The sequence below is a fragment of the Shewanella algidipiscicola genome, assembly GCF_003605125.1.
GTDB lineage: Bacteria > Pseudomonadota > Gammaproteobacteria > Enterobacterales > Shewanellaceae > Shewanella > Shewanella algidipiscicola.
This window is the reverse complement of the sequence record NZ_QPQT01000001.1, coordinates 16,060-35,063: the sequence shown is the minus strand read 5'-3', so window position 1 is coordinate 35,063 and position 19,004 is coordinate 16,060. Positions and strand designations below refer to the sequence as shown.

Here is a 19,004-nt window from a genome sequence, read left to right as displayed (position 1 = left end):
TGTTAACTTAAGGTGATTAGCAGTTCAGAGACATGCTCTACCGCTTGTTGTGCCTGTTCACCGTCAGCTGTGACAGTAACAGATACCCCTTTATATAAACCTAATGTTTGTAGCTTAAACAAACTCTTGGCACTGGCCTGTTTGCCTTGGCATTCGACGAGGATATCACAATCGTATTGTTTCGCCGCTTTTACTAATAACGCTGCAGGACGGGTATGAATACCATGCTCTGCCAATATTGTGACTGTTCTTTGGTACATAAATAGACTCTTTAACCGAGGAAATAAAGCGATAGATCATTGGTAATGAATGATTTGGTAATTGTTTTTTTTGAGCGCACCAATGGCCAGCTCAAGCTTCTCCTTTTTAACAAGCACATAATCGGTATCGAAGGTTGAAATGGCGAAAATACTGACTTGGGCGTTAGCAAGGGTGGTCGATACACTTGCCAATATACCTGTCATGGAAAAGCCTAGCGGCCCTACAACTTCTAAGCAGCGCCAATCTCTTTCTTGTTCAAGGCTATCTAGGACTAATGCGGCAGGAACCACTACAGACAATTCATCTTTGGTTTTTCCAATAAAAAACATCGGTTGACGTAACACGTCGGGATTAAGCATTGTGTCGGGACTAAAGCTGTGGATAGTGTAAAGCTGCGGGTGAACTGCCAACGTCATGCGCGCCATAATCCTAGCTCTCGCTTTAGGGGAAATAACTATAGCGTTAAGTTTATCACAGTTTACTTAAAAAAAAGGAGCGCTAAATAGCGCTCCTTTAACAGATATTGGCTTTAGCCTTATACTTTAAACTGTCCTAAAATTTGGGTGCTCGTCTGACTAATTTGCTTAAGAGATTCGGCCGCTAGGCGGTTACTTTCATTAGCTTTAACAGAGACCTCAGATAATTCAGTTATGCTGCAGACGTTGCGATTAATCTCTTCTGTCACCAAAGATTGCTCTTCTGTTGCACTAGCAAGTTGAGTATTCATATCACTGATATGGGCGATTAACTCTAAAATGGCGTTAAGTGAGTCGCCAACCGCCTGTGCTTGGGTTTGTAACTGCTCCGATTGCCCTTGATTTTGATTGTTACTGGCGATCACACTCGCGACACCGGTTTGAATATCGGTAACTATTTTTTGGATCTCATTGGTCGAGTCTTGCGTGCGGTTAGCTAATGCGCGCACTTCATCGGCGACCACGGCAAACCCGCGCCCATGGGTACCCGCGCGAGCGGCTTCAATGGCTGCATTGAGTGCAAGTAGGTTGGTTTGATCTGCAATGCCCCTGATCACTTCTAAAATATTGCCAATTTGTTTCGATGAGACCCCGAGGTGTTCGGTGATCACCTCGGCACTGCGCAGTTCTTCTACCAGCTTATGGGTATTATTTACAGTACTATCCATTTGAGTTTTACTGTCAAGGGCTTGTCGCTTAACGCTGTTTGCGGCATCGGCGGCTTGCTGGGTATTACTGGCCATCTCTTGTGTAGTCGACAACATTTGATTAATGGCGGTGGCAACATTGCTGGTTTCTTGATGCAGATGATCGACACTGGCATTGGACTCACTCACGGCATTGAGTAAACGATCGGCATCTTGGTTAAGATGATGACCAACGGGCTGCAGCTCTGCGACCATATGGTTAATTTTACCTACGAAAACATTAAATGCTTTAGCTAGTGCAACTACCTCATCGTTACCCGTTGTGGGCAAGCGTTTGGTTAAATCACCTTCCCCTTGGGCGATGTCATTCATGGCATCGATCGCTTGCGTTAACGGCGCGCTGATCGAGTGATTAAGTACCAAGAAGAAGGCAAATATGGGGACTGAGATTAGCAGCATAATGGCCAAATAGTCATACATCACGCTAATGGTCGTGTCATTAACATCGCTCATATAAGCATTCGTGACCAAGGTCCAGCCCCATGGCGTAAATGCACTGGCTGACACCAGTGCTTGCTCTTGTTCACCATTGCTAGGATCATGCATTTCGACAATATGTTGTGCTAATTCTCCTTGCTGGGCTTGACTTATTAGCTGTTTAAAAACGGCAGGAGCACCAAGCGTGCTCAGAGACTGCCCCGCTTTTTCTGGATTGGCTCCATGAGCAATAACTGTGTTATTTGCATCAAATAAGATGAAATAGCCATGTTGACCATATTTGGCTTTATTAATCAGCTCGACGGCTTCGCTTTGGGCAGCCATAGTGCTGTTTTTACCTTGCTGGACTTGAATGTGATGCGAGTTAATGATGCTAAGCATGGTTGAGAGCTGGGCATCATTTTGTACCCATTTCTCGTTAATCAGGTTGTTACGTTGCTCATTAATCGAAAAACTAGCAAAAACGAAAGTACCAATGGCGGCCAGTATTAACATAAATATAAGCCGTTGTAGTATCGTAAATCGTCTAAGAATCGCGAGCATGATATCCCTTATTATGTTGCGAACTGTTCTTTATGGCCAATATACCTCGTCATGTATCTGAATAAAATCAATAGCCTGTTTATAGGTTTATTATTAGTAAATAATTGATCTAGCTCACGCATTTTTGGCAAGGTTAGTCGCTTTTATACCAAGGTATACTTTACTTTTTACCTTCAAACTGAACTGGCAGCAAGATAATGATATGAGGTGATTCAATGGTTTAAGGCTCAAAAGTCTGTTGTACAAGCCCTGTGGCGCTAAATTATGATTTAGCTTTGATTTTTAGGGCATTAGCGCGCAGAATTAAGCATTGATTTTTTTGGAATAAACATAACGATGACATCTCAAGTGATCACCTCCGATGATATTTTATTAAAGCTTTGCCACTCTGTTTCTCATGTACTATCTAGCACCACATCCAGCCCTATATCACATGCGGCTATGATACAAAGTATTAATAAGACCTGCTTAAAACCCGATCTAGGTTGTTTCTCTATTTTTGATGGGGGATTTTCTGGTTTAGTGGTGATCAACTTCTCTGCCAAGGCTGCGATTGAAATTTATCAAGCCTATATGAAACAGATGGGGATGCCAGAATCAGATTTAGCCTTTTCGCATACGTCAGATGAGGTGGCCGATATTATGGGCGAATTGATGAATCAGATTTTAGGCGACTTTATCGTCAAGATGAATAAAGAGCTACAAACCTCGATTAATCAAAGCCAGCCTAAAATGCTCACAATTAATAAAGAGCTGACCATCTCAATTGACACTAATTTGGATGAAGCTGTGGCGAGACGCGTGGCGTTTAAAACCGCAGAACATCATATTTTTTATCTTGAATTTGCGATGGATAAAACCGAGTTTATTAAACTGACCGAATTTGAACAGGATGAAGAGCATGATCCCGATGCGCTGTTAGCACAACATAGTCCTGGTGGTTCGGCATCTTGGGCTAAATCGGTAAATCAAGCCGTGGTGGTCGACGATGACGCCGATGACTTAATGAAAGAGCTAGGTATTTAATTGACGCTAGTGATAACCGATATAAGTAAATGCTCTTGCTGGCTAACAGCAAAGCGGCATTGCTAAAAAAGGCATCAACCCTTTCGGGGGGCTGACTAAATTAGTGTGTATGCTTAAGTCTATTTAGCTTAAGCATTTAGTCCATAGCATATGGCGCTTCGAATATGGTGCTTCATTATTATTCCTGTTTATCCACTGTATAACCCCATTGTGCTCAACTCGATTGATTGTCTGCGTATTTGGCAAAGAAACGCTCAAGGTTAGCTTTTGGCTGCTTCTGTAATGCCGCCATCATAGCAAAACTTGGCGCTTGGCACTGCCAGCGTTGGCATAAGGTGTCGAGAATATGTTGCCATAACAATGCCGTCATCTCTGCATCGGCTAATGCACGGTGAAAGTCACCTTGCTGCTCGATACGATTATGGGCCACTAAGGTGGATAGTTGATGATTACTTGCATCGGGATAAATGCGTCGAGCTACCAACATTGAGCAAGCAAAACGGCCAGAATAGTGGCGGTGTATCCGTGCCAATTCAGCATCAAGAAAGCGCTGGTCGAAACTGGCATTATGTGCGACGAGGTTAGCGTCACCCATGAAGTCGGCAAAGTCATGCATCACAATGTGGCTACTAGGCGCCTCGTTTAACATGGCATTGGTAATGCCTGTGTACTGCTCAATAAAATGAGTGATCCTAAAGCCTGGATTAATCAACTGCTGAAAATGGTCAACAATCACACCTTGCTGTAATTTCACTGCACCAATTTCGATGGCGCGATCACCTTGAGTAGGGGAGAGACCCGTGGTTTCGAAATCCAATACCACGACGCTATTTGCACTGTTCATCTTATTGTTTATCCATTAAAAAATAAAACCCCGACGATTTACATCGTCAGGGTTTTTAAGTTTAAGAATTAACCTAAAAAGTCAAAAATTACTTCTTAGCGTTTCTTTCTTTAACTTCAGCGATCACTTTTTCAGCTACGCTGTTTGGACATGGTGAGTAGTGTGAGAACTCCATAGAGAACTGACCACGACCCGATGTCATTGTACGTAGTGAACCAATGTAACCGAACATTTCTGATAGCGGTACGTCAGCTTTAACACGAACACCAGTTACACCAGCCATTTGGTCTTTGATCATGCCACGACGACGGTTAAGGTCACCAATCACATCACCAACGTTGTCTTCTGGGCTGAATACATCAACTTTCATGATAGGCTCAAGAAGTTGTGCACCGGCTTTAGGCATAGATTGACGGAACGCACCTTTAGCTGCAATTTCGAACGCGATAGCTGACGAGTCAACTGCGTGGAAAGCACCGTCGGTAAGTTCTAGTTCAACGTCAAGCACAGGGAAACCTGCAACAGTACCAGTATTCATCATGCTGGCGAAACCTTTCTCAACAGCAGGCCAGAATTCTTTAGGTACGTTACCACCAACAACTGATGACTTAAATGTAAAGCCAGAGTTTTGCTCACCAGGACGGATAACATAGTCAATTTTACCAAACTGACCAGAACCACCAGATTGCTTCTTGTGCGTGTAGCTATCAGCAACTTCTTTAGTGATAGTTTCACGGTAAGCAACTTGTGGCTCACCCACAATTAGGTCAACGCCGTAAGTACGCTTAAGGATATCAACCTTAATGTCTAGGTGAAGTTCACCCATACCTTTAAGGATGGTTTCGCCTGAGTCTTCGTCAGTCTCTACGCGGAATGATGGATCTTCAGCGATCATCTTACCGATAGCGATACCCATTTTCTCACTGCCGCCTTTATCTTTTGGTGCAACAGCGATAGAGATTACTGGCTCTGGGAATACCATGGCTTCAAGAGTACAAGGGTGCTTAACATCACATAGTGTATGACCAGTTTGTACGTTCTTCATACCCACGATCGCAATGATGTCACCAGCTTGTGCTGATTCAAGTTCGTTACGCTCATCTGCGTGCATTTCACACATACGACCAATACGTTCAGTCTTACCGGTTGCGCTGTTAAGGATGGTGTCACCCTTCTTAAGCTTACCAGAGTAGATACGTACGAAGGTTAGGGCACCAAAACGGTCATCCATGATCTTGAATGCAAGCGCTTTTAGTGGCTCATCAACTGAAACTAGGGCAACTTCACCAGTTTCGTTACCTTCTTCATCAGTCAGTGGCTGAGGATCAACTTCAGTTGGTGCTGGCAGGTAGTCGACAACTGCGTCAAGAACGAGCTGCATACCTTTGTTTTTGAATGCGCTACCACAGTATGTTGGGAATAGGTCAAGATTACGTGTACCTTTACGGATACAACGCTTGATCTCTTCAATAGACGGCTCTTCGCCTTCCATGTACGCTTCCATCAGATCATCGTCCTGCTCAACAGCAGTTTCGATTAGCATTTCACGGTATTCTTCAACCATGTCAACCATGTCAGCTGGTACGTCTTCGATGGTGTAGTTTTCTGCTTCACCTGAATCGTCCCATACCCATGCTTTACGAGTCAGTAGGTCAACAACACCTTTGAACTCATCTTCGATACCGATTGGTAGAACCATAACTAGTGGCGTAGCCGCTAGTACGTCTTTAGTTTGCTTAACAACGCGTAAGAAGTCAGCACCCATACGGTCTAACTTGTTTACGAAGATGATACGAGCAACACCTGATTCGTTCGCATAACGCCAGTTGGTTTCTGATTGTGGTTCAACACCACCAGAACCACAGAATACACCGATACCACCATCAAGTACTTTAAGAGAGCGATATACTTCTACTGTAAAGTCAACGTGGCCAGGGGTGTCAATAACGTTAAAACGGTGGTCTTTCCAAAAACAACTTACAGCAGCAGACTGAATGGTAATACCACGCTCAGCTTCCTGTTCCATGAAGTCAGTTGTAGATTCACCGTCATGAGTTTCACCGGATTTATGGATTTTACCAGTTAGCTTAAGGATACGCTCAGTTGTAGTAGTTTTACCCGCATCAACGTGAGCAAAGATACCAATGTTTCTGTACTTTGATAAATCAGTCATTTTTCTACTCTATTGGAGTTACGTTCTAAAATTCGGGGGGAAGTATATCAATACTTTTAGAATTGTTTTATAGATTTTTCTTAAAATCATTCAATTTTGCCTAATTAGGTCAACTTTACCCTTTCACATAATTGTTTGTCACCAGCTACAGGCCTTGCCATGCCTTGTGTTGCCGACTTTTTATTCACTTAGTGCCGCGGTTGTTATCACTTATATTTTTTTGTTTAAATGTAAGCCACTTTCAGCACTGAACATTATGTGGGTAACTGTGATACTGCATGAATAGGAGGTGTCTGTAGGAGATTGTGCCAACCGCTGCTACCATAGCGGGCAATCTCACTGCCTAGACAATAAAAGGCAAGGGTGTCACTTATCAGGAGTATTTAGCGTGGCAATTGAACACAGTGAAATCACCGGGCTATTGAGCACGCTTAAGTGCAGAACCAATTTTACCGTTAAAAAAATGACCGAATATATGCTGCCCGAGTTAAAAGAGCCTTTTTATCTCTATGGGGCTGACAAAGATTGTCTATTGGTTATTCGCCCTGCCTATGAAGTGTTTCTTGCCGAGTTGTCCGCCCTTGATGGGGTAAAACATAAAGCAGGATTTGTACACCATAGTGAGATGACCCGTTTTCCTAAGCGGGTACAGAAAAGCCTTAACGGTATCCATTATGGTTTGGGGTTTAAATTTACCGATGCAGCCGCATTAACGCGTTTTATCACCCGGTTGATTGCCATTAATCAAGGGCACTAAGTCGATTTTATGATTGGCTCGGTCACGCCCTGTGGAGTGATTGGCAGTAAAGGGTTTTATACACTTGCTGGAGTTCTGTTATAATCAGCGCCACGATTGTGATGCCCGTTTTGATAGACTTGTTGATTAATTAGCAGGGCTAAATCTATTTAGCTAATTTTTGTCCCATTTTGCGTTTAATGCTGCCTTGCAAGGCGCCTTAAAATCAGGTTTAGGACTCACACTGAGATTTTACATGTCATTTTCTACACTTGGGTTTTCTACACTTGGGCTAAACCCAGCCATCCTTACCGCGCTTAGCGAATTAGGCTATTCGACCCCAACGCCTATCCAAGCCGAAGCCATTCCTCTGGCCTTAAAAGGCAAAAACTTGATTGCCGCGGCGCAGACTGGTAGCGGTAAAACGGCCAGTTTTGTATTGCCTATTCTGAGCCGTTTAGCTAACGGTGATACGCAACGTAAAAAGCGAGCGCGGGCATTAATCTTGACTCCGACGCGCGAGCTTGCCTTGCAGGTCGATAACCGCATTGCTCAATATGGTAAGTACCTTAATCTTAAATCGATGGCGATTTATGGTGGTGTTGAGTTAGCGGCGCAAAAGCAGCAACTCATCGATGGTGTCGATATTGTGGTGGCTACCCCAGGTCGCTTAAGGGATCTTTACACCCAACGCGCCATTCATTTTGACGAAATCGAGGTGCTAGTACTGGATGAAGCCGACAGGATGCTCGACATGGGCTTTATCGAAGATATTACTAAGATCATCGACAGCTTGCCTCAAGATAGGCAAAACCTGTTGTTTTCCGCGACCCTATCGCGTCAGGTTCGCGAATTGGCAAAAGAGACGGTTCCTAACGCAATTCACTTGTCGGTGACTAAAGATGAATCCGCTAAGCCTAATATTGAGCAGTGGATCACCACTGTGGATAAAGATAAAAAGTCGGCTTTATTGAGTCATCTTATTCAACAGCATAACTGGCCGCAGGCGTTGATCTTTATCGAGACCAAGCATGGCGCGGCTAAATTAGTTAGCCAACTTGAAAAGCGGGGCATAGCAGCCGATTGCATTCACAGTGGCCGTGCTCAGGCGAGCCGAGAGCAGATCTTAGCGGACTTCAAGGCGGGTAAGATTAAGTATCTTATCTCCACGGGAATATCTGCCCGTGGTATTGATATTGATAACCTTCCCTTGGTGATTAATTATGACTTGCCTTTTCCTGCCGATGAATATGTCCATCGAATTGGCCGTACCGGTCGTGCTGGTGCTAAAGGGCAGGCGATATCACTCGTCTCTAAAGATGATTTTAAAAATTTATGCATGATTGAGAGCCGCTTGGGTCATTTACTGGAACGTCGCGAAATTGAAGGGTTCACACCGCGTAAGGCCGTGCCAACCTCAATTTTAAATTACCGACCTAAACAGCGTATTGAAGAGGGAACATCGCCCGTTGAGGGCCAAAAAAAGCCACCAAAGGCTAAGTCTACTCAAAAGGCTAAGTCTACCAATAAAGTGGATAAGCCAACTTCAGTGCCAGGCTTTAACCCGTGGACCGATAAATCTTAATATAATACGCCTACTGAAGGCGTTGCTTTAACGTCACCGGCGTCAACTTGGCTCAAGGTTATGCTTGAGCCAAACATTGCTGATACCGTTAATTGCTAGCAGCTAGCACTTAATACAAGTCGTGACTAACAGACAGATGCTCAATATACGGTGTGAATGGCAATGCTAAGGGCAATGATACGGCCGCCAGCGCTAACCCCTACCACGTTAAGCCGAAGCTCTGATAAACATTATTTATCTCTACCTAACTCGAACTATGCGCGTTGTACTTGCGTAATCACGCGCTAACTCCTATGATCCTCCGGATTTTTATTAACAGGCTTTATCATGCTAAACGCGTCACTATCACCCAGTTCAACCGAATTAGTTATTAATGTACTCACTATGGTGCTCAATGAGGGGAAACCCTTAGACAGAGCTTATTCGCATCATTTCTCTGGGCTAAAGTTAGCGCCTTCAGAACAGGCAAGGATCACCACAGTGGCGGGCGATCTATTACGTCGGTTAAACCTATATTGTTATTTAGCAGATATGGCGCCAGCAGATATTGAGCGCTTAGGTTCACGCTTACTCAATGCTTGGCATATGTTCCATGGGCTCGAGCTGCCAAAATTGCCATATACCTTGACGATAGAGCAAAACGATTTTGACCAGCGTTTAGCGCAGGCCAAGCTTGACTTACCGCTGTTTGATGGCTGTCCTGAGTGGCTTGACGAACTCGGCACAGCACAAATGGGCAGCCTTTGGCCTGCTGAGCGCGCGGCACTAGCTATGGCGCCGCAGCGCTTTTTACGAACCAACTTATTAAAGTGCCAGCCAGAAGAGTTACAGCAAAAATTGGCACGCGAAGGGGTGCAAACACAACGGGTTGATGGTGTAGACACAGCGTTACAAGTGATATCCGACTCGGCACTGTTTCGTACCGATAGCTTTAAAGCAGGATTGTTTGAACAACAAGATGCCGGTTCACAACAGGTTGCGGCAGCTGTGAATGCTAAACCTGGTATGCGCGTCATCGATGCGTGCGCCGGTGCTGGCGGAAAAACCCTGTCGATCGCCGCACAAATGCAAGGTAAGGGACGCTTGTTAGCGATGGATGTCGAGCAGTGGAAACTTGACAGCCTTAAGCAACGCGCTCGCCGCGGTGGCGCGCACAATATCGAAACCCGGCTCATTGCCAGCAGCAAAACCATTAAACGCTTAAAACTGACCGCCGACAGAGTATTACTCGATGTGCCTTGTTCAGGCCTTGGGGTACTAAAACGTAATCCCGATGCCAAATGGCGTGACACTCCAGAGCGTTTACCCGTACTCGTGCAGCTGCAAAAAGATATTTTGCAAAGTTACAGTCGCATGGTCAAAGTCGATGGCATATTGATTTACGCCACCTGTTCGATAATGCCACAAGAAAATCGTCAGCAAGTGGATGCTTTTTTGGCAGCCAACCCCCACTTTAGCTTTATGGATGATGAGACCATCAGTGTGGCTGAATCTGGCTTCGATGGTTTTTACCTAGCAAGAATGCAGCGTATTACTGAATAAGCGTGTTTAAAATATCTTATTGGTTTTTGTAGAAGGTGTGTCAGTGCAGCTTCTACAACAACTAACCCGATCGTTATAACGTTGTGCAGTCCTGTTTATCCAAGGCTCAGTATTATTGCTTAAGTCGAAGGCTTAATTTTCACGCTCCGAGCGCATACTCTCATGCTTACTCTATCTGTTTTATTTCAAGATTGAGCTTAGCCTAGCGATAAAGGTCTGATATCTGTCCCCTGCGGCGAAATGGGGTGTTTATCGGCTAGGGAAAGTGGGCAAATAATGCTATGATTTGGCCTTTGTCGAAAGATTAATGGCCTGATTATTGGGCTATGGAAGATGTCATTGTTTGCACTAACCCAGGTTTTTGCCCATCAACAAGTTTTCGCGGGATTACAACTGCTATTAGCGGGGCAACTTAACGACGTTAAGCTGTCCGCCACTGAGATAGCAGGGCACTTTACAACCGAGCAAGGGCACTACGCCGCTCATCTCTCACTTGTGCCCAGTGATCGCTTTAGCGGCCATTGCAGCTGCCAAGCTGCCAACTGTACACATATCGCCGCTTTGGCCATCGAACACCTTGCACAGCAAAGCAATAATACCAATGAACGCAGCCGACGCATCGATACGGCAATTCGCTTATTTAAGAGTGAAGCCAATCAAGAGTTTGACCCGTTCCCAGCGATGGCTCGCCACAGGGTATTGTATGTAATTTATGGCGATGAAGGTGCGCTGCGTTTAAGTGTTCATAAAGGCTATTTGAATAAAAATGGCACTTATCAGCTAAGGGATACGTTAGGTTTTGACATCATTGGCAGTGCGCCATTGCCTAAGTATGTTAGCCAAACTGACCAACAGTTATTGTCACTGTTAAAAGCCCAGCTCAGTGGCGATGAGATACTCGCGCAGTTCCAGCAGATAGACTTAACATTACCGCACGGATTAACGAGTGATTTTTATCGCTTACTCTGTGCCTGTGGCCGCAGTTTTTATCAAACATTAACTAAGTCACCTCTGCGCTGTGATGTTCACTATGATGAAGATTATGTCGATACTCACTTTCTTGTCCCTGTCAGTGATCAGGTGTATGTCGAGCCAGTAAGCGGCACAATCGTTATTGATGAGCGTCAAAATGCAGAACTAAACCAGCAACTGCTTGAACACATTGACCGTGACGGAGAATGGCAGCCCTGTATCGAAGTGGTGCGCCACAGTATCGATTTTCCCTGGCAAATGCAGGCGATGCAGCCGTTAGATGTGGCGGTATTTACTATGGTGCATCGCGGCGTAGCGTACTCCTTAGCGCAACTGCTTTATATCGCTTGTGATCACCAGCCCTTATTAGGTCAAATCGCTCAGTATCAACTGCAACTTAATGCGTTACCGCTAGTTAGCCATTGTTTTGAGCCACCCATCGCCATGAGTGTGCAAGCGGGCACGCGGGTGATCCCCGATGATGTTAGTGAACATGCCGTCTTCTTTCGCCAGTTATCATTGGCGGGGTGGCATGTTCATTTTGCCGCTAAAAATCGTTTTGTTAAATTAGCGGCCAATACTTGGTACGCCGAAATTAATACCCCAAATGCCGATTGGTTTGAGCTGAGCTTAGGCGTTGAGGTGGATGGCGAGCGCGTCAATATTCTCCCCTTACTCATTAATCTTATTCGCCAAGGAAAGTTAACCGATAAAGCGGGGCGCGAGCCAGTATCACTGGAGCTCGAGTCGGGTGAGATTTTGATCTTGCCTGCAACCCGAGTTGCGCGGATCTTAAGCGTGCTGGGTGAGTTATTTGACACGCAACCGCTTAATGAAGCACAACATTTAGCCTTACCGCGTCACCAGTTAGCGCGATTACCTCAGTTAGATGATGCCATGCGCCAAGATTTAACTGACAAGCGCACTAAAGCCCTTAAATGGTTCGGTGCCACTTGGCTGAAGAAACAAGCAAAGGCCTTGACCGCTTATTTACGGGCTAACCCCAAAGCGGCAGCCTTCAGTGCACCGGCAGGGCTCAAGGCTGAACTGCGGCCTTATCAGGCCCAAGGCGTCAGTTGGTTACAGTTTTTAAAACAGCACCATTTTGCCGGGATCTTGGCCGATGATATGGGGCTAGGCAAAACCATCCAGACCTTGTGCAGTTTACTGCTAGATAAACAACAGGGGCTATTAACCGCGCCTGTGCTGATTATCGCGCCCACCAGCTTACTGAGTAACTGGCAACGTGAAGCGGCGACCTTCGCGCCGTCATTAACGACCTTAGTCTGGAGTGGACGAGCTAGGCATGAGCAGCTATCTCAGCTTAATAAGGTGGATATGGTGATCACCAGTTACGGGATCTTGGCTCAAGATGCACAGCTGCTGTTAGCTCAGCAATGGTATCAAGTGATTTTAGATGAAGCGCAAACCATCAAAAATAGCCGCAGCCAAGTGACTAAATTGGTTAATAAGTTAAAGACCCAACATCGGCTGTGCCTCACGGGGACACCGATGGAAAATCACTTGGGTGAGCTGTGGTCTTTATTTAACTTTTTGATGCCGGGCTTTCTGGGCACTGCCGCCCAATATCAACGTCAATTTAAGCTGCCGATAGAAAAAGATCAGTGCGATACCGCGCGGCGTAAGTTAGCTCAGCGGATCGCGCCCTTTATGTTGCGCCGCACTAAAGCGGAAGTGGCGACCGAACTGCCAAAGAAAACCGTTATAAATACCCTGATTGAACTTAGCGAAACACAGGCGGATCTGTATGAAACGATTCGGTTAACGGTCGCAGAGCAGTTGCAACTGGCTTTGCTGCAAACCGGGGCCAAGGCTAACCGGTTGGCAATAAGTAATGCACTGTTAAAACTGCGGCAAGTCTGTTGTCATCCCGCCATGCTCAAGCTTGGTAATGTGTCTGATACTCGTCAGCCAACAGAGGTGGAATACCTTGATAAAGGCCATGACAGCGGCGCTAGCGAGGCCGCCGAGGCCAAACTTACCAGCGTAGCTGTTCAGTTAGCTGAGTTGATAGATGACGGGCCACAAGTGTCATCCAAGCTGGCATGGCTTGCCAATAAATTACCTAACATGATTGAAGATGGGCGTAATATCCTTATTTTTTCATCGTTTACCACCATGCTCGATCTCATCGCCGCCCAGCTAAACCAGCAAGGGATCGATTATGAGATGTTAACGGGTAAGAGTCGCCATCGAGATAAAAGTATCGACAGGTTTCGCCGCGGTGAGGTCAATGTGTTTCTTATTAGCCTGAAAGCGGGGGGCTCAGGCCTCAATTTGACCGAGGCAGATGTGGTTATTCATGTCGACCCATGGTGGAATCCTGCGGCCGAAGAGCAAGCCAGCGATCGCGCTTACCGTATTGGTCAGCAAAAGCCAGTGTTTGTGTATAAGTTGATCTGCCAAAATACTGTCGAAGAACGTATTCAACAGCTGCAGCAATCCAAACAAGCATTAGCGCAAAGCATGTACCAAACAGAGAGCCTGTCGGTAGCCGAGATGAACAGTAATGATTGGCTCGCGTTATTGCAACCTATTGATGATGTGCCACCGAGTTAGTATTGGCAATATTGGTCTGTCACTTGGCTCGTTATTTTGGCTGTTACTTTCTAAGTCACAATGGCTCATTCACCTTGTATGGTGATGAGTAACGTGCGCTCGCTGGCATGGTTTCTCGCCTCACACAGGTAGATCCCTTGCCAAGTGCCTAAATTAAACTGGCCGCGGGTGATGGGGACACTCAGCTGAGCTCCCAGCAAGGACGACTTAAGGTGCGCGGGCATATCATCGCTGCCTTCATAGGTGTGGGTATAGTAAGGCGCATTTTCTGGAGCGAGGCGATTAAAATATTGTTCAAAATCCTCACGTACGCTGGGGTCGGCATTTTCGTTCAGGGTCAGTCCGGCCGAGGTATGCTGTAATAGCAGGTGGGCCAGACCAATATTAAGTTGGCGCAGTTCTGGCACTGCAGCCATTATCTCATCGGTTATCAGATGAAAGCCGCGTGGCTTACGCGTTAAGATTATCTGTTTTTGTATCCACATGGGGCATTATCTCCTCATCGTATTCAGATGTTTGCTTGTCATCACCATTGCAGACTCTAACTCATTGCAATCGTAAATGACGATTCTCAACCACTGTCTGATGGCTATCGTAAATGTTTTCTCAATTGCTATTACAACTAATCGCACAATAAAGACCATAAAAAACGCCCCTAAAATTAACTCTTAGGGGCGTTTGTCTTGATCAGCAAGCTAATCGCTTGTCGTTTAAAAGTTGGCTGATTTAGGTGCGCGTGGGAAAGGGATCACATCGCGAATGTTAGACACACCCGTCACATAAGAGACCAAACGCTCAAAACCTAGGCCAAAACCTGCGTGTGGCACAGTGCCATAACGACGCAGATCACGGTACCACCAGTAATCTTCTTTGCTCAGGTTCATTTCAGCAAGACGCATATCGAGCACATCTAAACGCTCTTCACGCTGGGCACCCCCGATGATTTCACCGATGCCTGGCGCCAATACGTCCATCGCGGCAACGGTTTTGCCGTCTTCGTTAAGGCGCATATAGAAGGCTTTAATATCTTTTGGATAGTTCTTCACAACCACTGGGGCTTTGAAGTGTTCTTCAGCCAGATAGCGCTCATGCTCAGATTGCAGATCAATGCCCCATTCAACATTGAAATCAAACTTTTTACCGCAGTTTTTAAGGATCTCAACGGCATCGGTATAGTCGACTTGGGCAAAGTCGCTATTGACGAAGTTTTCTAAGCGCTCAATAACGGTTTTATCGACACGTTGGGCGAAAAAGGCTAAATCATCAGGGCGTTCTGCAAGCACGGCTTTGAAACAGTATTTCAACATGCGCTCGGCTAAACCGGCCACATCATCTAAATCGGCGAAGGCCACTTCAGGCTCGACCATCCAAAATTCAGCAAGGTGACGGCTGGTGTTTGAATTCTCGGCGCGAAAAGTAGGGCCAAAGGTATAGACCTTAGACAAGGCACTTGCGTAAGTTTCAGCGTTAAGCTGACCCGATACCGTTAAAAAGGCCTCTTTACCGAAAAAGTCTTCTTTATAGTCGACTTTACCGTCGTCGGTGCGGGGTAAGTTTTCCATATCCAGGGTGGAAACGCGGAACATTTCACCAGCGCCTTCACAGTCTGATGCGGTGATCAGTGGAGTCGATACCCAGATAAAGCCCTCTTCGTTATAAAAACGGTGAATAGCTTGCGACAGACTGTTACGCACGCGCGCTACAGCACCAATAATATTGGTACGCGGACGCAGGTGAGCTAATTCACGAAGGTGTTCGATAGAGTGGCGCTTTGCTGCCATTGGGTAGGTATCTGGATCATCCACCCAACCAGTGACTTCAATATTGGATACTTGTAGCTCAAATGCTTGTCCTTGGCCTGGCGATTCTACGACGTCACCAGTCATGACCACAGAACACCCTGTGGTCAGCTTAAGAACCTCTTCGTCATAATTGGCTAAGCTATTTGGCACCACGCCCTGGATTGGGTCAAAACAGGAACCATCATAAACGGCAAGAAAAGAGATGCCGGCTTTGGAATCTCGGCGAGTTCTTACCCAACCGCGCACAGTAACTTGCGAACCAACCGCAAAATCACCTTTAAATACAGAAGCGACAGATGCAATGCTCATTGTTGCTTAGTTCTCCAACGAATCGTTTTATTAAAAATTTTGGAGGTTTATATTACCTTGCTGACGGCTTTTCTCAAGGGAAAAACCACATATAAACACAGTTGACAGTAAATAATCTCTCCTTTAGCCGTTAGGTTGGGTTAAGTCTGTGCAATTATCACCATACCCCATAGTCGGCTAAGCCATATTAATGGCATCTAATGGTGTAAAAGGGCAAAAATTGTTAGGTTTAAAATACCGCCATCCGATAAATGATGTCATAAAGTGCATCGTTATCTTTCATTGGTGATTGAATGAGTTAGACTCAAGATTAGCCGATTGCTCACGCGATGGAATAAATGGATATCCATAAGCACTGTTAATGGCAGATAAAAAGGCGACTCAATGACAAAAATTAAGGTTTTCCAAATATTATTAGGTTCACTGTCGATCCTTGGCTGGTCGCTGGCCGTTTATGCGCTGCTGTTGTTTGATGCAGCAAGGCCTGATCGCGCGGTTGGTTACTTTATCAGTAAAGGAGCAAGCGTGCGTTTGAGTTGGGATCCTGAAATCACCTTACGACTCGAGTATGTGATTTGGATCTGCGCCGCCATTAGTCTGTTTAATTTAGGCTTTAATTTTTATGTGGCGAATCGTAGTCGCATGGGGTACTGGTTTAATATTCCGCTATTGCTGCTAACGTCGACTGCGGCAGGGCTTTACCTAAGCTTTATGATTTAACCAAGGTGGATTTTATATTGCTGAGGTGAGCGCCATAACGTTGCAGATGCGCAGGCTTTATCTTTGATGGTGGCGACTATGCTGTTAAGTAAGGGGTTATCAATCGGAGCGGATTTGAGTTCAGCGGTGAGTGAATTCAGTAGTCGATCAACCTAGCATCCCATTTCATCGTTACTAAGCTGACGACACATTTTGTCAATCATCGCCGCAGTGGCTCCCCAAATCATATGCTGATTATAGGGAATAAAATACACTGGGTAACTTATCCCTCGGCGAGTAAATCGCTTCATGACGCGGTTATCTGGGTTTAATAAGAATGACAGCGGCACAGTAAAGAGCTCATCCACCTCGCCCGGATCTAAAATAATCTCAAACTCTTGCTTAATAATGCCGACAATGGGGGCGATGGTAAAACCCGTTAAAGTATTAAACATGGGGTATTGCCCCAACACTTGCACATTATCTTGTGGCAGGGCGATCTCCTCAAAGGCTTCGCGCAGCGCAGTCGCAGTATAATCCACATCTTGCGCTTCTACTTTTCCGCCGGGGAAACTGATCTGTCCTGGGTGGGCACGCAGGTGAGTCGGGCGCCTAGTTAAGATAAGGTGCAGTTCGTGCTCTTTTTCGATTAGCCCCACCAATACCGCCGCTTCACGCAGCGAGCGAGTGATTTTTGGGGCGTTATCTTCGGGCAACAGCTGCAGGGCGTAGCGCTGCTTAAACTCGTCCAGTGTCATGACTCTTCGCTAAAACAGGGAGGATCTTACTTACCTTATCATAGCTCTCTTGATATTCGGCATCCACTTGCGAGTCAGCCACAATACCGCCACCGGCCCAGCAATATAAACGCTGATGTTCAGCCACTAAAGTGCGAATGGTGATGCTAGTATCCATTTGCCCATCTTGACTCAGATAGCCGATGGAGCCGCAGTAGAGGCTGCGTCTTGAGGGTTCGAGTTCTTCAATGATCGCCATCGCCCTAATTTTGGGCGCGCCAGTGATCGAGCCGCCCGGAAATGCGGCGCGCAGCAGATCGCTAGCATGATAGCCCACATCGAGTGTTGCTGTAACAGTGCTGACTAAGTGATGCACCGCCGGAAAGCTTTCGATGGCAAACAGGCTCGGCACGTTAACACTACCAGGTTTGGCCACTTTACCTATGTCGTTGCGCAGCAGGTCGACAATCATTAGGTTTTCGGCGCGATCTTTCTCTGAGCTGGCGAGTTGCGCCGCAGCATTACGGTCAGCAATGGGATCGGCTGCTCGGGGTAAGGTGCCCTTAATGGGTTTAGTTTGAATTTGATCTTCGCGTAGTTGAATAAAACGCTCAGGTGATATAGACAATAAGGCATGGTGTGCTAGGCGTATAAACGCTGAAAAGGGCGCACCATTGCTTTGGCGCAGGGTTTGGTAGGCTAGCCACTCATCGCCCTGATAATTGGCCATAAAGCGCTGGGTAAGATTAATTTGATAGCAATCACCACTGTGTAGATAAGCTTGCACTGCATTAAATTTAGCGTGGTAGTCCGTTACATCGATTTGTGCTTGCCAGTCGCTCGTCAGCGCAAAAGGGGCGTGGCTTGGCATGCTGGCTAATGCTTGCTCAATCTGAGCTAGTTGCCATTGTAGCTGCGCCTCACCGTGATAATGCACCATTGACCATTGTTGGGTATGAGAGTCAAAAATCAGCGCCCAAGGATAAATGCCGACATTCATCTCAGGTAGGTCTATATCTTTTTCTGCAATGTTGGGCAAGGATTCTAAGCGCCGGCCCAAATCATAACTAAAGGCGCCGACGGCGCCGCCACTGAATGGCAAGTGGCAGGCTTTAGACTCGGGAAAATACCGTTTAATTAGCTGCTTAAGCAAGGCAAAGGGATCGGCATTGCTGTGCTCTACACCATGTTCACTCTTAAACTGTGGCTGCTGCATAGCGCTGGTTTGCGGTAAATGAGTGATAAGCGTGGTGTCGCCTTGGGTGACTATGGTAGCGATAGGATCGATACAAATGATGTCGTAACGGGCATCGACATGTTCGGCATTGGCCGAGTCGAGCAGTATGGCCCAAGGACGCTGAGAAAAATGGCTAAATACCTCGGTGGTAGCGTATTTCCACGGTAAGGTTTTTACTGCAACACCTTGAGTAGACGAATAAACCATCAATTAACCTTTGTAAAATGTGATGTTCCCCTAAAAGTCGCGAAAGAGTATCATATTGTGACTGGATTCAAAAAAATAGCCGACCCTGTCACAGGGCATGAATAACTAAACTGCAACCAAGGAAACGTCT

15 protein-coding genes are annotated in these 19,004 nt (G+C 46.0%); 6 read left to right on the top strand and 9 right to left on the bottom strand.

Annotated elements, in window-relative coordinates; translation table 11 throughout:
* Nucleotides 1–2: 2 nt before the first annotated feature.
* The 3 genes from DVO77_RS00135 to DVO77_RS00125 form a co-directional block, all read right to left on the bottom strand.
* Nucleotides 3–260 carry an HPr family phosphocarrier protein gene (locus DVO77_RS00135; protein WP_110457932.1) on the bottom strand — a complete coding sequence of 86 codons (258 nt, stop codon included), beginning with the start codon at nucleotides 258–260 and terminating at the stop codon, nucleotides 3–5.
* 36 nt (nucleotides 261–296) lie between these two features.
* Nucleotides 297–686 (bottom strand): ACT domain-containing protein, encoded by a 390-nt coding sequence (locus DVO77_RS00130; protein ID WP_110457931.1) that lies wholly within the window; start codon nucleotides 684–686, stop codon nucleotides 297–299.
* A 110-nt stretch (nucleotides 687–796) separates the two neighbouring features.
* Complete coding sequence (locus DVO77_RS00125) at nucleotides 797–2,425, bottom strand: methyl-accepting chemotaxis protein (protein WP_119976855.1); 1,629 nt, start codon at nucleotides 2,423–2,425, stop codon at nucleotides 797–799.
* 336 nt (nucleotides 2,426–2,761) lie between these two features.
* On the opposite strand from DVO77_RS00125, the gene DVO77_RS00120 reads away from it, so the two are divergent.
* Nucleotides 2,762–3,451 carry a DUF3334 family protein gene (locus DVO77_RS00120; RefSeq protein ID WP_119976854.1) on the top strand — a complete coding sequence of 230 codons (690 nt, stop codon included), beginning with the start codon at nucleotides 2,762–2,764 and terminating at the stop codon, nucleotides 3,449–3,451.
* Between the two features lie 214 nt (nucleotides 3,452–3,665).
* On the opposite strand, the gene DVO77_RS00115 is transcribed toward DVO77_RS00120, so the two are convergent.
* Both DVO77_RS00115 and fusA read right to left on the bottom strand, forming a co-directional pair.
* Complete coding sequence (locus tag DVO77_RS00115; protein WP_119976853.1) at nucleotides 3,666–4,295, bottom strand: 3'-5' exonuclease; 630 nt, start codon at nucleotides 4,293–4,295, stop codon at nucleotides 3,666–3,668.
* 88 nt (nucleotides 4,296–4,383) lie between these two features.
* Complete coding sequence (gene fusA, locus DVO77_RS00110) at nucleotides 4,384–6,468, bottom strand: elongation factor G (protein WP_110457927.1); 2,085 nt, start codon at nucleotides 6,466–6,468, stop codon at nucleotides 4,384–4,386.
* 388 nt (nucleotides 6,469–6,856) lie between these two features.
* On the opposite strand from fusA, the gene DVO77_RS00105 reads away from it, so the two are divergent.
* The 4 genes from DVO77_RS00105 (at nucleotide 6,857) to DVO77_RS18955 (ending at nucleotide 13,883) form a co-directional block, all read left to right on the top strand.
* The gene (locus tag DVO77_RS00105; RefSeq protein ID WP_110457926.1) at nucleotides 6,857–7,225 is read left to right on the top strand and encodes a hypothetical protein; all 369 of its coding nucleotides are present in this window, start codon (nucleotides 6,857–6,859) and stop codon (nucleotides 7,223–7,225) included.
* 235 nt (nucleotides 7,226–7,460) lie between these two features.
* Nucleotides 7,461–8,789 carry a DEAD/DEAH box helicase gene (locus DVO77_RS00100; protein ID WP_119977074.1) on the top strand — a complete coding sequence of 443 codons (1,329 nt, stop codon included), beginning with the start codon at nucleotides 7,461–7,463 and terminating at the stop codon, nucleotides 8,787–8,789.
* Between the two features lie 327 nt (nucleotides 8,790–9,116).
* Nucleotides 9,117–10,331 (top strand): RsmB/NOP family class I SAM-dependent RNA methyltransferase, encoded by a 1,215-nt coding sequence (locus tag DVO77_RS00095; protein WP_119976852.1) that lies wholly within the window; start codon nucleotides 9,117–9,119, stop codon nucleotides 10,329–10,331.
* Nucleotides 10,332–10,670: 339 nt separating this feature from the next.
* On the top strand, nucleotides 10,671–13,883 hold the full coding sequence (locus DVO77_RS18955; protein ID WP_162924115.1) for a DEAD/DEAH box helicase: 3,213 nt from the start codon (nucleotides 10,671–10,673) through the stop codon (nucleotides 13,881–13,883).
* A gap of 65 nt (nucleotides 13,884–13,948) precedes the next feature.
* Here the strand turns inward: DVO77_RS18955 and DVO77_RS00085 are convergent, their stop codons facing one another.
* Nucleotides 13,949–14,368: a secondary thiamine-phosphate synthase enzyme YjbQ gene (locus DVO77_RS00085; RefSeq protein ID WP_119976851.1), complete on the bottom strand. Its 420-nt coding sequence runs from the start codon at nucleotides 14,366–14,368 to the stop codon at nucleotides 13,949–13,951.
* A 225-nt stretch (nucleotides 14,369–14,593) separates the two neighbouring features.
* Nucleotides 14,594–15,994, bottom strand: a complete 1,401-nt coding sequence (asnS, locus tag DVO77_RS00080; RefSeq protein WP_119976850.1) for an asparagine--tRNA ligase — start codon at nucleotides 15,992–15,994, stop codon at nucleotides 14,594–14,596.
* 384 nt (nucleotides 15,995–16,378) lie between these two features.
* Between asnS and DVO77_RS00075 the strand changes: the two genes are divergently transcribed.
* Nucleotides 16,379–16,714, top strand: a complete 336-nt coding sequence (locus DVO77_RS00075) for a hypothetical protein (RefSeq protein WP_110457921.1) — start codon at nucleotides 16,379–16,381, stop codon at nucleotides 16,712–16,714.
* 152 nt (nucleotides 16,715–16,866) lie between these two features.
* Here DVO77_RS00075 and DVO77_RS00070 read toward each other — a convergent pair whose 3' ends face one another.
* The gene (locus DVO77_RS00070; RefSeq protein WP_119976849.1) at nucleotides 16,867–17,451 is read right to left on the bottom strand and encodes a CoA pyrophosphatase; all 585 of its coding nucleotides are present in this window, start codon (nucleotides 17,449–17,451) and stop codon (nucleotides 16,867–16,869) included.
* A complete protein-coding gene (gene pabB, locus DVO77_RS00065) occupies nucleotides 17,432–18,874 on the bottom strand; it encodes an aminodeoxychorismate synthase component I (protein ID WP_119976848.1) in 1,443 nt (480 codons plus the stop codon). The genes DVO77_RS00070 and pabB overlap by 20 nt, the downstream gene beginning before the upstream one ends.
* Nucleotides 18,875–19,004 lie beyond the last annotated feature (130 nt).

What these genes read in the sequence shown, in the direction of transcription:
- DVO77_RS00135 (WP_110457932.1), bottom strand. Translation starts at nt 260, where the DNA reads ATGTACCAAAGAACAGTCACAATATTGGCAGAGCATGGTATTCATACC.
- DVO77_RS00130 (WP_110457931.1), bottom strand. Translation starts at nt 686, where the DNA reads ATGGCGCGCATGACGTTGGCAGTTCACCCGCAGCTTTACACTATCCAC.
- DVO77_RS00125 (WP_119976855.1), bottom strand. Translation starts at nt 2,425, where the DNA reads ATGCTCGCGATTCTTAGACGATTTACGATACTACAACGGCTTATATTT.
- DVO77_RS00120 (WP_119976854.1), top strand. Translation starts at nt 2,762, where the DNA reads ATGACATCTCAAGTGATCACCTCCGATGATATTTTATTAAAGCTTTGC.
- DVO77_RS00115 (WP_119976853.1), bottom strand. Translation starts at nt 4,295, where the DNA reads ATGAACAGTGCAAATAGCGTCGTGGTATTGGATTTCGAAACCACGGGT.
- fusA (WP_110457927.1), bottom strand. Translation starts at nt 6,468, where the DNA reads ATGACTGATTTATCAAAGTACAGAAACATTGGTATCTTTGCTCACGTT.
- DVO77_RS00100 (WP_119977074.1), top strand. Translation starts at nt 7,461, where the DNA reads ATGTCATTTTCTACACTTGGGTTTTCTACACTTGGGCTAAACCCAGCC.
- DVO77_RS00095 (WP_119976852.1), top strand. Translation starts at nt 9,117, where the DNA reads ATGCTAAACGCGTCACTATCACCCAGTTCAACCGAATTAGTTATTAAT.
- DVO77_RS00085 (WP_119976851.1), bottom strand. Translation starts at nt 14,368, where the DNA reads ATGTGGATACAAAAACAGATAATCTTAACGCGTAAGCCACGCGGCTTT.
- asnS (WP_119976850.1), bottom strand. Translation starts at nt 15,994, where the DNA reads ATGAGCATTGCATCTGTCGCTTCTGTATTTAAAGGTGATTTTGCGGTT.
- DVO77_RS00075 (WP_110457921.1), top strand. Translation starts at nt 16,379, where the DNA reads ATGACAAAAATTAAGGTTTTCCAAATATTATTAGGTTCACTGTCGATC.
- DVO77_RS00070 (WP_119976849.1), bottom strand. Translation starts at nt 17,451, where the DNA reads ATGACACTGGACGAGTTTAAGCAGCGCTACGCCCTGCAGCTGTTGCCC.
- pabB (WP_119976848.1), bottom strand. Translation starts at nt 18,874, where the DNA reads ATGGTTTATTCGTCTACTCAAGGTGTTGCAGTAAAAACCTTACCGTGG.